Below are 15,876 nucleotides of genomic sequence, written 5' to 3' on the forward strand. Positions count from 1 at the left end.
GGCATGACAGAAAAACCATACAAAATAAGCATTGAAAACATTTTTGAAGGCCCCATGGATCTTCTTGTCTATCTTATCCAGAAAAACGAGGTCGAGATCAAGGATATCCCCATCGCTTCAATCACTGACCAGTTCATTGCCTATCTTGAAATGATGAAATATCTCAATATAGATATTGCCGGAGAATTTCTCGTAATGGCGGCAACCCTTGCTCTTGTGAAATCAAGAATGATGCTGCCGCTACCTCATAGGGAAGGAGAAGACGCAGAAGATCCGAGAATGGAAATCATCAGGCCGCTAATGGAATACATAGCGCTTAAGGCATCGGCGTCCATGCTTTCTGAAAGAGACATCCTTGGCGAAGATACTTTTTCAAGAAAACCATCTCCTGATGAAATACCAAAAAAATCAGACTGCTCAGAAGAATTTGTCGAGATAGGTCTCCTTGAGCTTTATGACGCTTTTTCAAAAATACTTGAAAATTCCGTCTCTGCCCATGTGGTCGACATGTCTGATGAATCATTGTCCATAAACGAAAAAGTGGAAGAAATCATGGATTTGCTTGCAGAAAAAAATGAACTCTTCTTTCACGATCTTTTTTCAGGACTATCTACTAAAGTGGAAATAATCATTACTTTCCTTGCAGTCCTTGAAATGGTCAAACGAAGTTTTGCAAGTATTTTTCAGCATCTCCAGGATGGGTTCATCCATATCAGAAAAGCAGAAGTATAGAAAAATGGAAACAAGTCTAAAGTTTATCATAGAGAGCCTTCTTTTTGTTTCCGAAAAACCCCTTGGAATGGATCAGTTTGCTGATATCCTTCCTGATTATGACACCAAGGACATAAAAAATTCTTTAAAAGAGCTTTCTGAAGAATATGAAAAAAGAAATGGAGCCTTCGGGCTTTACGAAGTGGCTGGCGGGTTTCAACTCAGGACAAAGCCGATCTACTCCGAATGGATAAGAAAGCTTCTTAAACCGCCAAAAAGCAGATTAACCAGGGCAGCCATGGAAACACTTGCAATTATTGCCTATAAGCAACCGATTACCAAATCCGAAATTGATCATATCAGGGGTGTAGACAGCGGAGGAATAGTAAGATTTCTAATAGAAAGAAAACTGGCCAGAATAACGGGTCGCAAGGATATTCCAGGCAAGCCGATGATGTATGGAACAAGCGGTTATTTCCTGGAGCTCTTCGGACTCAAGAGTTTAAAAGATCTTCCCCTTACCCATGAATTGGGCTCAACATCACCGCAAGAAGAAACACTGCCAGAATCACACGGCAGAAAGGAAAGCATAAATGAACTCTTTGACTCCGTCATTTCAAAATCTGACTCCTGACAGAATTCTAAATCTAATTGAAAAATACACAGGCGAAAGACTTACCGGTCTTCTTGCGCCGCTTCCAAGCTATATAAACAGGGTTTATGAGGTTCAGACTTTTTCAGGGACAAGACTGATAGCCAAGTTTTACAGACCTGGAAGATGGGAAAAGGAAGCAATACTTGAAGAACACAGATTCATATCCGATTGCTATAACGATGAGATTCCAGTCATACCACCTCTACTATTGACAGACAACTCAACGCTTGCGGAAACTGAAGGGATGCATTTCTGCCTTTTTCCTAAAAAAGGGGGAAGAGAAATGGAATTCAACACAGAAGACGACTGGAAAAGGGCTGGCATGCTCATCGGACGAATGCACCAGGCCGCAGGTAAAAGCAAGGCAGAGAAAAGGATAACACTTCACCCATCTAAATCGACGGCCTCGGATATTAAATATCTAATTGAAAATGGAGACATTCCTGGCCACCTGTTAGAAACCATAAAATCCGTTGCGTTCAATTTCATTGATGTAGCATCCCCTTTTTTTGATAAAATCCCCATGTCAAGAATCCATGGAGACTGCCACAATAAGAATATTCTTTCCAGGCCTGGAGAGGGAATGATGCTGATTGATTTTGACGATATGATGACAGGCCCGCAAGTTCAGGATCTCTGGCTTTTTCTTCCAGGAACGACAGAGGAATGTTCTTATGAATTGGGCCTTATCCTTGACGGATATGAATTATTCACTGATTTTGATTATGCCAGCTTGAGAATTGTAGAAAGCCTGAGAGCCATGAGGATGATTTATTTCCTGGCATGGTGCTGCAGGCAGAAACACGATAATCAGTTCAGAAAGACTTTTCCTGAATGGGGCAAGCCGGAATTCTGGCGTTCGGAAATAAGAGACTTAACACAACAAATCGCAACGGCTCTTAAAAAATTCGAAGCTTATTAGAATGCAGATTTTTGCTATGCTAGCGGTTTATTTTTTGGTATACAAAGAATAATAATATATTCCGTACACCTTTTTCTTAATTCTTTAAAGCATTCCCCAAATAAATCCGGAGGACAGAACTATATGTGGAAATCACTATCTATTGGTAAAAAGATATGGCTCAGTATCAGCATTCTTATTTTCGGATACATGGTCTCAACTGTCTATGGATTTATCAGCGGCGGGAAAATACAGAACCAGCTGATCGTTATCAAGGAATCTTTTTATCCTGCAACCATAAAAAGCCAGAACTCGCTTAATGCTTTCAACGAGCAGATAAAGCTATATAATGACGCTGTAATGCTTGGTGATGCCGCGATAGTCAAACAGGCAGGAGAAAAATCGACTGAATGCATAGCTGCCCTTGATTTCATAATAAAACTCCCTGACATTCCTGCAGATCTTCTGAATCAAATAGAAAAGACTAAAAAGAATCAGGAAGATTTCACGACCATAGCACAAAAGCTATACACAGATATGAGCACTTCAGCATCTGAAGGCATGGGTGAAAAAGCGAAAGAACTTGCCGATAAGACCCAGGTAATAAAGGATTCCCTGATAGGATATACAGAGACTTTTGAAAAGGGCCTCAAAGACGAGCTGACAACAATCAGTTCCAAAACAAAAAGACAAAATTATATCAATCTTGTCATATTTCTTTGCGTGGTTATTGGCACAGGATTCCTCGTCAGCATAATAATATCAAACTCCATTACAGGCCCTCTTTCAAAAACTGTAAACATGATCCAGGATATTGCAGAAGGAGAAGGAGATCTTACAAAAAGACTCGAAGTGTCAAGTGCTGATGAAGTAGGCGAACTAGCCAAGTGGTTTAATGCCTTCATCACCAACCTCCAGGGAATGATCAGAAATATTGCGGATAATTCAGAAATACTAACCGCGTCTTCAGCGGATCTATCCGGTCTGGCCACAACCATGTCGGACAGATCAAACCAGATGTCATCCAAATCAAACAATGTAGCAAAATCCACATCTTCAATGCATGCCAATATGGATACAGCGGCAAATGCAATGGAAAAAGCCACGGCAAATACAAGCATGGCTGCGTCATCAGCAGAGCAGATGACCGCGACAATCAATGAGATAGCGAACAATTCTGAAAAAGCGGCAGTAATAACGTCCAAGGCCGTTGAAAAGGCCCAGGAAGCATCCACACAGGTAAGCGAACTTGGGGTAGCAGCAAGAGAAATAGGCAAAGTAACAGAAACGATTACCGAAATATCAGAACAGACAAACCTTCTTGCGCTTAACGCCACCATAGAAGCGGCAAGAGCTGGAGAAGCCGGCAAAGGTTTTGCTGTTGTTGCCAATGAAATCAAGGAACTCGCAAGACAGACGGCAGATGCGACCCAGGACATAAAGAAAAAAATTACCGGAATACAGAATACAACCAAAGAAACCGTCTCAAGCATAGAGTCGATTTCCAAGGTAATTCATGATGTTAATGACATTGTGGCCACCATAGCGACTGCTGTGGAAGAACAGTCAGCCACAACCAAGGAGATTGCTGGCAATATCATCCAGGTCTCAAAAGAAATTAACAATGCATCTGAAAGAGTGACTATTTCTTCACATGTTTCATCCGAAATTGCCACAGACATATCAGGCGTCAGCTCATCGGCATCTGAAATGTCAGGAAACACGGCGCAAATGAAGGGAAGCGCTGAAAAGTTGTCCGCACTGGCCATGAAACTTAAAGAGCTTGTCGGACAGTTCAGGATTTAACAGGTGGCCTCACAAAAAGTCATAAAAGTCGGTGGCGTTATGCCGGACTTGATCAAAAACATGCCTTTCTACTAAAATTTGGGGGAGAAGGCAGGGTTGAGCATGAAAACATGCATATATTGTATTTACTTCTATGATGGTCTCGCAAAAAGCCAGAAAAAGGCATCAGCGTAATGCCGGACTTGTTCCGGCATCATTGTATTTTCAGATACTTCCTTTCCGGCTCCCGGTTTTCACCGGGACAGGCCCCGCCGGAATGACGGTAATCGAACTTTTTGCGACGTTGTCATCTATAAAAAGAATTATCGAAAAAAACTAAACGGCTCTTGATATGTCACTCACTCTAATTGAAAGAATATTTTATCCTGGGGCTAATATTGAACTTGTATTCAATATAGACTCGCTTCTTCCTCGGTCATTCCCATCTATAATTTTTGATGTCAATCATACTTCTAAAACCATAACCATTGCCCAGCCGTCAAACATAAGGCTTCATAAAGATATTAAATTTGATCAGCTGCATGCTACAACCCTGGCAAAAAAAGAAAATGGAGAAAAGGCAAGATTTGGCATAAGCTGTGCCATAAAAGAAATCCAGCCAGGATATAAGCTAATAAGTGGAGAAACAACTCCTGCGGTAATTCTTGCATATTCTGGAAATATTATTCAAACGAACATAAGAAGTGGCTACAGACTGACATTAAGCAGCTTCTATGATGCTGCATGCAAAATCGTTTATGATGGCTCTGAGTTTTTTTCAGGTAAACATTTAAAAATATATGATATTTCAACCAGCGGCGCGGGAATCATTATTTACAAAAGGGTAAATAGTGAAAAGAACCCGCTCCTTATGATGGAACCAGGCTATAAAGGCAAAATAGGTTTTATTCTGAAAAAACCTGATAACGATTCAAGCCCGCCATTATCAGTCCCCACACATTTTGAAGTGGCTAGGATGGTACTCAATTACACTGAAAAATCTGCTTTGTGCGGAATCAGATTCCACAGAATCAGCGCTGACCATGAGGACATGATAAGCAAATTCATACATGAAGCTCAATTATTTGAAATACATAAAATGCATGGATAATTCACCCCGATTGACAGCCAGTTCCCATCCTGATATTTATTACCCACGATAAAAACACTATACCAAGGCGGTTCATTTTGAATATGGAAAAACACTTTGCTATTGATGATCTAAAGTTAGAAGAGTCATGGAGACTTTTTAAAATTATTGGCGAGTTTGTGGATGGTGTCGAAGCTCTCCATAACATAGGGCCAGCGGTAAGCATATTCGGTTCGGCAAGAATCACTCCTGATAATCCTTACTATAAAAAATCCATGGAAGTTGCAACTCTGCTTGCAAAAAACGGTTATGCAATAATAACCGGTGGTGGTGGCGGCGTCATGGAAGCAGCAAATAAAGGGGCTAAACTGGCAGGCGGGATATCGGCCGGACTCAATATTTCATTGCCATTTGAACAGGAGCCAAACCCATACGCTGATATTAAAATCGAATTCAAATATTTCTTCATACGAAAAGTTATGTTTGTAAAATATGCCAAAGCCTACATAATAATGCCCGGGGGCTTTGGAACCCTGGACGAAATGTTCGAAGCAATAACTCTAATCCAAACCAAAAGAATAATGCCCCTTCCGGTGATCCTTGTCGGCTCAGACTACTGGGGAGGCCTGATTGACTGGATAAAAGACAGACTCATAACAGAAAAAATGGTCTCTCCCAAGGACATCAATATACTTCAGGTCATGGATGATCCTATAAAGATCCTTGAGGCAGTTAACAAGGCTGCACACGCAAGGCCAATCGAACAGGACTGATAATCAATGTATAACAAAAAGTCAAATTACCGTCATTCCGGCGCAGGCCGGAATCCAGAAGTGGCTGAAATTACAGGATGCCTGATCAAGTCCGGCATGACGCTAAAGCCATTTTTTGACTTTTTGCGAGCCCATCAACACTTAATTATGAATAAAAAAATCATTCATTCAAATCCAATAAATTGTGTTTTCAAAAAATTTGTTCTATAAATTAAATAATAATCTTCCCAGAAACATTTCAAATTATTCAGATTCCACGGATCATTTTTCTGCGTTTTAATGACAATTCAGGAGAATCAAAATGACTGAAAGAGCTCAGCGTATAACCTTAAGAGAGTTCAAGGCAATAAGCAGCGCTATATCTTCATATGAAGATATAAACCTATTGGGCAGGCATCTTGTTGAAGGTATATGCAGAGCATTCAGAGTTAAAGGATGCAGCATTTTCCTGGTGGACGACAGAGAAAAACAGCTTTTCAGGGTAAGCACATATGGGCTGAGTGAGCATTATCTGACTAAAGGGCCTATGCAGATCGATGAAGCATCCATAGAATTCTCCATGGGGGAGCCAGTATACATAGAAGACACCCAGAATGATCCAAGAATTAAATACGCCAAGGAAGCAAAAGAAGAAGGTATTCATTCCATGCTTTCCGTACCTATAAAATCAAAAAGCATAGTTGTTGGACTCCTTAAAATATACAATGACACTGCGCTTAATCTTCATGATGAGGATCTTGATTCTTTCAGGGTTCTTGCAAAGCAGGTTGGCGTAGTGATCGAAAACAACGGCCTTAGAAATTTTCTGGACAGAATAAAAATGGCTCTTGAGAGTCTGCCACTAAGAATGCTTGACGGATTAAATGGTGAATATGACTAAAAAAATATTCACAGAAACATCAGATTTTTACTCAATAGATTATGGCTCTGAGCTTCATCTGCCTAACGGAAGAATATTTTCAATAATTGGGAATTCGAAAGAACGTAGATTTGGTGTCGAAGATCCTAAATTTTGGGTCAAGAATGCAATAGATATCCAGACCCAGGAAAAAAAAATAATCAAGCTGGAGTATTTCGAATCATTTGTAACAACGTTGGCGGGAGTGAAAATCAGGTGCTTCCGGGATCCAAAAAAAGAAGCTGACATTCTTGAACTGGTCAACAATCATCCTCTTTTCATGCACGGGACATCATGTATTGACCCCAAAGGATTCAATATCAGAGTTCTTGATGTTGTAAGAGGACAAAACTTATATACATATCTTGAGGGCGTGGATCTTGATTATAACAGATATTATAGAGAGCTGCTTCCTGGAATTCTGACAAAATTAACAGATACTTTTACCGCCCTTCAATTTCTTAATAATAGCGGATTCAGGCATGGCGACGTCAGGAATGACCATGTAATAATTGAAAACAGTACAGGAAATTATGTCTGGATTGACTTTGACTACGACTATGAATCCACGGAGAATCCTTTCGCACTTGATATTTTTGGAGTCGGAAACATTTTATTATATACGATCGGCAAGGGTTTCCACACTCTTTACATGATAGACGGAGACAGAGAAAAATACGGTGAACTGGTGGAGAATCTTTACGCCGAGGATTTTTCACTGCTCGATAAATGGCGCTATGTGAATCTAAAAAACATTCACCCTATAATATCAGACAGTCTGAACAATATCTTGCTCCATTTTTCAAAAGGATCAGAGGTTTATTATGAGTCAGTTCAGGAAATAATTGACGAGCTAAAAGAGGCAATAAAAGACTCTTTTTAGTTTTTCTCAACGATCGATGATCTCGCAAAAAGCCAGAAAATACCCTCAGCGTCATGCCGGACTTGATTTGGCATCTGTGTATTTTCAAATACTTCTGGATTCCGGATTCCGGCTTCCGGTTTTGACCGGGGCAGGCACTGCTGGAATGACGGGAATCAAACTTGTTGCAACCTTGTCACTCTTAATAAAAATGAACAAGCAAGACATGCTAAGCCAGTTGTAAAATTCTCTTTAAAAAAATCTTGGATGAGAGATTTCATTGATATTCTTTCCAAAGGAGGTTGTTTTGAAAAATAAAATATTAGCCGCCGTAAGTGATTCTCCAAGCTCATGGGCTGTAATAGAATTTTTGGGAAGTTTATCCCTGTGCCCTGAACAAGTAGAAATAACCCTCCTGAATGTCCTTAGAAAGCCATCTTCAGGCGAAGAGCTGATGGGGAAAAAATTTATTGAAGAACAACCTGAAAGATTCCTTAAAACCCTTGAAAAGGCCAAAGAGCGCCTCATGGAAAAAGGTTTTTTTGAAGAATCCATCAAAATAGATGTCATCAATGAACCCTTTCCAACCATAGCAGAAGGCATAATCGAGTATTTCAACAAGAATCACTTTAATATGGTTCTTATTGGCAGAAAAAAAATGTCTAAAGCAGAGGAATTCGTGTTAGGGGATGTAAGCGTTAAACTTGTCAGGGCACTTGATTCAACTGCCGTTGTTGTAGTAAAGATAGATCCTGTTTGGCATGACAGGTGTCCACTTTAATTCTTTAAAATTATTATTTAATGGCTAACAAAAAAAAAAACTGTGCAACCGTCGCAATGTTAGGCTCATACCCTCCAATCAGGGGTATCAGTCCATATTGCGCAGAGTTGACCAACTACTTGGCTTTATATATAAATAAATTTATATTTATATCTTTTAATAAAATATATCCTTCTCTATTGTATCCCGACGGAGCAAATCAGACAGACGAAACTACGCATATAGATACGCCATCCAATGTAAAAGTTAGTAGAAGGCTTTCATGGTACAATCCATTTTCATGGGTATCAGAAGCTTATTCGACAAACTGTGACATACTTCATGCCCAGTGGTGGAGTCTGCCTTTATGGCCAATTTATTTTGTCATTTTATGCATAGCAAATCTCAGAAAAAAGCCTGTTATTATAACCGTACATAATGTTATTCCCCATGAAACCAGCATCATATACAAGATTTTAGTGTCATTTCTTTTAAAAAAAGCAAACCATTTTATAGTACATACAAAAATCAATAAAATTCAGCTAAGCTCATATTTCAAGATACATGAAAAAGATATTTCAGTAATTCCTCACGGCCCGATCGGAGCGTATATTGATTCAGATACTTGCTTTTCCGCAGGCAAAAAAGCATTAAAAAATAAACTTGGACTTAGAGACAGCTGCAAAGTAATTCTTATTTTTGGAGCCATAAGAAAATATAAAGGAATTGACACAGCTCTCTACGCGCTTGAGAAAATATGCGCCAAAGGAATAAACTGTCACCTTATCATTGCAGGAAAAGCTTGGGTTCCATGGGAGCCATATGATAAGCTTGTCAAGCAACTAAAACTTGAAAAAAACGTCACTTGCTTCACTGATTACATCCCTGCAGACCAGGTAAAAATTTTTTTTGCTTCTGCAGATCTTGTTATTCTGCCTTACAAACATTTTGACGCTCAAAGCGGGGTAGCAAGCGTAGCCGGAGCCTTTGGAAAGCCTATGATAGTATCTGATACAGGTGGTCTTTCAGACTGGGTTGCAGATAAAAAATGGGCCTTGCCTCCAGATAATGTAGATGCTTTGGCAAATGCAATGACAGAATGTCTCGAAGACCAAAATATTCTTAATAAAATGACAATTGATTCAGAAAAAATGGCAAAGCTTCATTCATGGGACTCCATTGCCAAAAAAACATCTGAACTATACCAAAAAATTTTTAATGATGTTCTTTAGGCTTTTCATGAAAGATTCAATAACACTGATCACATCATCCCTACGTTTTTTAGCAATCCGGACAGGTTTTTTAAAACCGTGCGTTCCAATCAACCTGACTTTTTCTGTAACAAATATATGCCAGTCAAGATGCAAGACATGCTCAATATGGAAACTATATAAAGATAATCCCGAAAAAAGGCAGGAAGAGCTTACAATTCAGGAAATTAGAAAGATATTTGAACCAATGGGGAGAATATATGTTTTCAATGTCAGCGGCGGGGAACCTTTTCTAAGGGATGATTTCCCGGAAATCATCAAGCTTGCATGTACTTATCTTAAACCATCAGTTATTCATATACCGACAAATGCAATTGCCGAAAAAAAAATCAGAAAAAATCTTATTGTTATTCTTGATTATCTAAAGAACAACTACCCAAACGTAAAACTGACAATAAAACCCAGCCTTGACCATATCGGTAAAAAGCATGATGAAATAAGAGGCATAAACGGTAATTTTGAAAAAGTAATTTCAGTTTTCAAATGGCTTAAATCTTTGAAAACAGACTATCCTTTTCTTCATGCAGAGCTTGGGACTGTGGTTTCATCATGGAATGTCAGAGACATAGGTAAAATTTCAAAATATGTCAAAACACTTAATCCAGATAGTTACAGAAACGAAATAGCTGAAAAAAGATCTGAAATGTTTAATACTGGTGAACCAATAACCCCAGGACCAAATGCTTACAGAAAGGCAATAGACTTTTTTGTTAAGGAAATAAAATCCCAAATGAAAAATAAAAGTCTCTTTCAGCGCATTACAAACGCATTCAGACTGGTTTATTATGATCTTGCAATCAAGATAATGGAAGAAAAAAAACAGGTTATCCCATGCTATGCAGGCATATCAAACGTCCACATGACCGCTTACGGAGACATCTGGCCTTGCTGTACTCTGGGCTATGATAAATCCATGGGCAATTTAAGAGATTTTGACTATGATTTTAAAAAATTATGGAACAGCCGGCAGGCATTAATGATAAGAATGAGTATTTACAATAAAGAATGCCATTGTCCACTAGCAAATCAGACATACTCAAATATTCTTCTGGAACCAAGAAGTCTGATTAAAGTTCTTAAGATTATTATACTGAGCAGGTAAAAATATGAAATATCTCATAACAGGCGCAACAGGATTTATGGGGCCTCACTTGGTTAAAAGATTGACTGAAGAAGGTCATTATTGCAGATGCCTGGTAAGATCCAGAAAGAAAGCAGAAAGACTAATTGAGTACATGAATATAGAAATCATCGAAGGAGATATAACCGATCCTAAAACTCTTATTGGTATTGCTGATGGCGTCGACAGACTTCTCCACATGGCTACTCTAGGGCATATGAATAATTTTGTAGTCCAAGAAGACATGTTCGAATCAGTTAATGTCAATGGCACTGTAAATATCATGAATGAAGCTCTTAAGACAGGTGTACCAAGAATAGTTCACTGTAGCTCAGTGGCTGCAATGGGTATATGTGATGAAATACCTTCTGACGAAAAAACCCTTTGCAAACCTCATCACCCTTATGGAAGAAGTAAGCTGAAAGCCGAAGAAAAAGTGAGGGATATGGTAGTTTCATCTGGCCTTCCAGCATCTATTATCAGATTTTCTATGGTATATGGTCCTGGCGACTGGCGTGATATGCTCAAGCTGACAAAATTAGCAAAAAAGGGCCTTTTTCCTAAAATTGGAACAAAACCCAAACTCACACCACTAATTCATGTATCAGATGCAGTTAATGGACTTCTTCTTGCTGCTGAAAAAGGCATATTTGGAGAGACGTATCTGATAACAAACAAAACATCTGAAAAATTTGACGATATAAGACAGATGATTATTGATGGTCTTGGTGTAAAAAGATTTCCACTTTATGTTCCAGAGTCTCTTGCACTTTTGATTGCAGAAGGATCAGAAAAATTATTCACTAAGATTGGTAAAAACCCTCCGGTAGCAAAAAAAAATATTGAATCAACTCTTGCGGACAGAGTTTTCTCAATAGAAAAAGCATCCATTGAACTTGGTTTCAGTCCAATTGTAAAACCCATTGACGGAATCAGGGAAACTGTTCAATGGTATAAAAAGAATAACTGGATATAATTAGATAAATCAGGGCAGATGATTAAAATGAAAAAAGAAGTCGAAGTATTCGGTGTTACATATGACCGATATATTCTCATGAAACTACATGCAATCATGACAAAGGAGCTTGGCTTAAAAAAAGTGCTTGAAATGCCGAGCCACGGTGCCAAAGCTGCCGGGTCCCTTTATTCAATAGGATTTGCCAAAGCTGGCTGCGATGTTACACTTATAAATCCTGAACAAGAAATGATGCATGAATGGGAGGATCTTGGCATTGGAGAGAAAGCAATCCCTCTTTATGGTAAGAATGTATATAAAACAGGCCTTCCATCGGGTGAATATGATCTTGCCTGGAATTTCGTCACCTGGACGGGGCTTGAAGACCCCAAAAGATACATCCATGAGATGAAAAGAATTTCAAACAAATATGTCGTGTTTGTGACATGTAATAATTTTCAGCCGGGATATCCCTGGCACAGATTTCTTCACAAATGGTACGGATTCAAATGGAATCATGGAGAAGTAAAATATAATCATATAACAACGGTAAGAAAACTGTTTAAGGAATGCGGACTGAATGTTGTTGAATATGGTGCAATAGACACTCCTGGGTGGCCAGATCCAAGCGGGCCAAGAGACGTGAGACTTCATAGGAGATATTCTGGCGAAACCTTAAAAAATCCAAACTGGCATGTAACTCTTCTTGATTATGTAAAAAAGGATTCATTTCCTGGCTGGATGCAACTTCTTGGAAGATGGGATATTAGATTCAGAAAGGGTGTTTTTAAGCTGCCGATGAGTCATCTGTTTTATGTAATAGGCAAAAAATAGGGTGACAATAGATAACAGCCATTTCAGCTATTTGTCAAGGATCTTTATATTATAAAATAAGTCACAGAGTTAAATATGAAAAAAAAAGTCGGAATTGTTATAGGTACATATTATCAAAAAAAAATCGCTGATGAAATATATAAACCGATCGCAAATCTACATTCTATTGAAAAACTATTCATAATATCCTTAGAAAATTATTACAAATTCGGCATAGAATTCTGTAATAAACAAAAAATTTTGCTCCTACATAATTATTTAAAAAAACCGTGGCATGACTGCAATAAAATTATAAAATTGATGCATTTAACAATAGCATTAGCCAATTTTATTTTTTTGTCTCAAAAAATCAAATACTTTATTTTTCTTGAGGACAGCGGCGCAATAGAGTTTTTTACGATTAAAATGCTTATGAAAACTGGCTGTAAAGTATTAGTATTGCAAGATGGAATTAAAAGTGACCAACAAAATATAAAAAGACCAAATACTTTTTTAAATATCGCATTTGGGAAATCCGGCGCTGACTTATACTTATTAAGAGGACTTATCTACAAAAAATACATCCGCAACAAAAGCAAAACAGAAATTGTTGGATCCCCAATAAGGAGAACGCACAAAAACTGCAACAAGTCTATCATAAAAATCCTTATAGTGCATCAATGCTTCTATAGGTTTAATTTATGCGAGAAAAAATATGAGATAGATTTTTATTCTCATATTGCAAAATCATGTAGTGAGTTTGGTAATGTTGAATTAAGAATTCACCCGCAGGGCGATCCCACATTTTTTTCTTTTTTGAAAAAAGATGGAGTAGATGTCACATGGAGAGAAAAGGATATTGAGCAATCTATCAATGAATCAAGCGTGATAGCTTCCGTAAGCTCCACTGTAATTCACGACGCGATTTGGGCTAATAAACCTGTTTTTATATTGGATTGGCACAAATCAAAAGCCAGAATCCCTTCATATGCTGGTTGCACAGTTTGCAAAAATAGTTCCAACTTTATTAAAGAACTTAATAATTTCAAATCAGATGATTTTGAAAACCTACGCAGTCAAAAAAACAATAGAAAAAACCAATTATTAATCGCTTACTCTGGATTTGATTCAATAAGACGAATATGCAAATCTATAAACTCATTCGTGCATTGAGATTAAAACAGCTTATTGCATTTGTATTTTTTATAAAAAAACAAATATGATGAGGAAATTAATATTGAAAAAGCTGCCCCTTCTGCTCCGAATATAGGTATAAATATCGAAAATGCTATTAAGCTTATAAAAAAAGACAATAAATTTGCAGTTAATATGATGCGATCCTGCCCTATAGAATATAATGATAGATGAGCGGAAGAAGCTAATGCAATAAGCCCATTAGATAGTAAAAGCAGCCAAAAAACTCCAATGTGCTCATTATACGATGCTTTGTTTATATATGATAACATTGGCCAGATTAACAAGCCCAGTGCAAATATGAAAAGAGAAACAAGAATACATATTTGATATGACATCTTTCTCAGATAAGACCGATAGCTGTCTAATTGGTCATTTTTATAAAAAGAAATCACTTTAGGAAAATATATAAATAGAACTGCAGCGTCAATTAAATATTGAAGAGAAGTTGTTATGCTCAAATAAAAAGAATAAATACCGACATACATCTCGCCCCAGTTAAACTTCAAAAAAAATTTATCTAAAGTATAAGTTCCTCTTAGTGCTAGTGTACCAATAAAGAAAGGGATTGAGGTTTCTATACCTCGAATAATCCATTTCCAATTAGGAGGGCTACTAAAAGCTTGTCTCCAGTCAAGATTACTTAGAATGATTATAGCAATAATCAATCCACTTCCAACCCCAATACTCCAACCAGCAAACACAGTTATAAGAGTTCTGGATTCAGGAATCGTTACCATGATTATTATTACCGCATATACCCATGCCCCAGACCTCATAAATAGAACCATAGTGGCGTGGAGAGGATACTGAAGAGCTATTAATAGTCTGGTCGTTTCTTGAGATAGATGTTCAAGAGTCAATATTAAAAAAAACCATTTAAAATACTGCCAATCAATGATTTTGTATATAAATATAGAAGAGAGAATAGGAATAGCTATTATGTATGAAAATAAATAAAATAAAGATTGATCACGTATAATAGCTGGCCAACAAACTTTTGATTGGCCAATTATCTCTCTATTTGCATAAGTATAAAAATCCAAGCCAATAAAATATAATGCATAGTTAACCGAAGCAGAGAATATACCCCAAAGTCCAATTTCCTCTGGTAAAAGTCTTTTAGCTAAATACACCAAAAGAAAAAGCTTGCTTGCTAAAGTGATAGCTCGTAATAAAGAATTTAATAAACTGGTTTTTAGATTCATTAACATCCAAAATCTTTTAAATCTATAGGGTACCTCTAAAAATCGCCTTTTTCAGATTTTTATTACTAACTTTTCTATATTCAGCATATGCGTAAGTTTTTATCCTGAAAAAAAATAAACATTAGGCAATTATAAGGATCAAATTTTAAGGATAATAATCCCGTCTTGAACGCTACTCTTGCAGATCCTATTACTCTGAGAAGTTTGGATCCTGCAATCATAAGCTGAATCCCAAATAAATGTTCAATTCGCGACCTGACTTTTGATCTTGTTTTTTTGCCTTTTTTTCCCATTTTGTGAGTTTTTTGTTCTTTCAGCCTTTACGCTGAATTTGTGATCTCAGACTTTTTTTGCTGAGTATTTCAAGGCTCGCTCCCGATCTGTAAGCCGAATCCGCATAGACATCTCGCCTGCTGTTATCTTCATCAATCAGCTCTTCAAATACCTGGCTATCATGAACGCTTGCAACTGTTACATTCCAGGTACGAATCAGCTTGTGCTGTACATCTACGCTCACATGATTTTTGTAGCCAAAATAGCTGACTCCGTTCTTCTTTACCCATCTGGCGTCTGTATCTTTTTGCCGGGCCTTAGCCTTGCTCCAGTTTTCAGGCTTTTCATCGTTCTTGATTCTTTTGTTCTCTTCTCGGCTATTGCGCTGTTTTGGAACAGGTACTATACTTGCGTCAATTATCTGGCCTTTTCTGGCGGTAAATCCTTTTTTATTCAGATAATTGTCAAATCTTGAAAACAGTTCCTCTATTATGCCTGCATCTTTGAGCTTTTCTCTAAAAAGCCAGATCGTCTTGGAATCGGGAACTTTATCGCCTGCATCAATTGAAAGAAAACGCATAAAGGACAATCGGTCTAAAATCTGATA

Annotated in this window: 16 protein-coding genes; 14 read left to right on the forward strand and 2 right to left on the reverse strand. The window is 37.8% G+C overall.

What is annotated here, in order from left to right; genetic code table 11:
- Window positions 1-3: 3 nt before the first annotated feature.
- From K245_RS24150 to K245_RS0111935, 14 genes are all read left to right on the forward strand, one after another.
- Window positions 4-732, forward strand: a complete 729-nt coding sequence (locus tag K245_RS24150) for a segregation and condensation protein A (RefSeq protein ID WP_051284067.1) — start codon at window positions 4-6, stop codon at window positions 730-732.
- 4 nt (window positions 733-736) lie between these two features.
- Window positions 737-1,345 carry an SMC-Scp complex subunit ScpB gene (gene scpB / locus K245_RS24155; protein WP_198013883.1) on the forward strand — a complete coding sequence of 203 codons (609 nt, stop codon included), beginning with the start codon at window positions 737-739 and terminating at the stop codon, window positions 1,343-1,345.
- A complete protein-coding gene (locus K245_RS0111865) occupies window positions 1,305-2,288 on the forward strand; it encodes a serine/threonine protein kinase (protein ID WP_027359454.1) in 984 nt (327 codons plus the stop codon). The genes scpB and K245_RS0111865 overlap by 41 nt, the downstream gene beginning before the upstream one ends.
- Window positions 2,289-2,411: 123 nt before the next feature.
- Window positions 2,412-4,073 carry a methyl-accepting chemotaxis protein gene (locus tag K245_RS26605; RefSeq protein ID WP_051284069.1) on the forward strand — a complete coding sequence of 554 codons (1,662 nt, stop codon included), beginning with the start codon at window positions 2,412-2,414 and terminating at the stop codon, window positions 4,071-4,073.
- A gap of 331 nt (window positions 4,074-4,404) precedes the next feature.
- Window positions 4,405-5,163 carry a PilZ domain-containing protein gene (locus tag K245_RS0111880; RefSeq protein ID WP_027359456.1) on the forward strand — a complete coding sequence of 253 codons (759 nt, stop codon included), beginning with the start codon at window positions 4,405-4,407 and terminating at the stop codon, window positions 5,161-5,163.
- Window positions 5,164-5,246: 83 nt separating this feature from the next.
- The gene (locus K245_RS24165) at window positions 5,247-5,915 is read left to right on the forward strand and encodes an LOG family protein (RefSeq protein ID WP_035277079.1); all 669 of its coding nucleotides are present in this window, start codon (window positions 5,247-5,249) and stop codon (window positions 5,913-5,915) included.
- A gap of 301 nt (window positions 5,916-6,216) precedes the next feature.
- Window positions 6,217-6,795, forward strand: coding sequence for a GAF domain-containing protein (locus tag K245_RS0111895; RefSeq protein ID WP_027359458.1), 579 nt, complete (start codon window positions 6,217-6,219; stop codon window positions 6,793-6,795).
- Complete coding sequence (locus K245_RS0111900; RefSeq protein ID WP_027359459.1) at window positions 6,788-7,696, forward strand: protein kinase family protein; 909 nt, start codon at window positions 6,788-6,790, stop codon at window positions 7,694-7,696. The genes K245_RS0111895 and K245_RS0111900 overlap by 8 nt, the downstream gene beginning before the upstream one ends.
- 286 nt (window positions 7,697-7,982) lie before the next feature.
- On the forward strand, window positions 7,983-8,456 hold the full coding sequence (locus tag K245_RS24170; RefSeq protein WP_051284070.1) for a universal stress protein: 474 nt from the start codon (window positions 7,983-7,985) through the stop codon (window positions 8,454-8,456).
- A gap of 179 nt (window positions 8,457-8,635) precedes the next feature.
- The gene (locus K245_RS0111915; protein ID WP_198013884.1) at window positions 8,636-9,667 is read left to right on the forward strand and encodes a glycosyltransferase family 4 protein; all 1,032 of its coding nucleotides are present in this window, start codon (window positions 8,636-8,638) and stop codon (window positions 9,665-9,667) included.
- Window positions 9,668-9,674: 7 nt separating this feature from the next.
- Window positions 9,675-10,808, forward strand: a complete 1,134-nt coding sequence (locus K245_RS0111920; protein WP_156906781.1) for a radical SAM protein — start codon at window positions 9,675-9,677, stop codon at window positions 10,806-10,808.
- Between the two features lie 4 nt (window positions 10,809-10,812).
- A complete protein-coding gene (locus K245_RS0111925) occupies window positions 10,813-11,802 on the forward strand; it encodes an NAD-dependent epimerase/dehydratase family protein (RefSeq protein WP_027359463.1) in 990 nt (329 codons plus the stop codon).
- Window positions 11,803-11,829: 27 nt separating this feature from the next.
- Window positions 11,830-12,615, forward strand: a complete 786-nt coding sequence (locus K245_RS0111930; RefSeq protein ID WP_027359464.1) for a methyltransferase domain-containing protein — start codon at window positions 11,830-11,832, stop codon at window positions 12,613-12,615.
- Between the two features lie 75 nt (window positions 12,616-12,690).
- Window positions 12,691-13,767, forward strand: a complete 1,077-nt coding sequence (locus K245_RS0111935; protein WP_027359465.1) for a hypothetical protein — start codon at window positions 12,691-12,693, stop codon at window positions 13,765-13,767.
- A 2-nt stretch (window positions 13,768-13,769) separates the two neighbouring features.
- Here K245_RS0111935 and K245_RS24175 read toward each other — a convergent pair whose 3' ends face one another.
- Entirely contained in the window at window positions 13,770-14,996 is a 1,227-nt protein-coding gene (locus K245_RS24175) for a lipopolysaccharide biosynthesis protein (RefSeq protein WP_156906782.1), read from the reverse strand.
- 313 nt (window positions 14,997-15,309) lie between these two features.
- Window positions 15,310-15,876 (reverse strand): IS5 family transposase (locus K245_RS24180; protein WP_156906783.1); only part of this gene is annotated, 567 nt, incomplete at its 5' end.

It is taken from the genome of Desulforegula conservatrix Mb1Pa (assembly GCF_000426225.1).
Classification (GTDB): domain Bacteria; phylum Desulfobacterota; class Desulfobacteria; order Desulfobacterales; family Desulforegulaceae; genus Desulforegula; species Desulforegula conservatrix.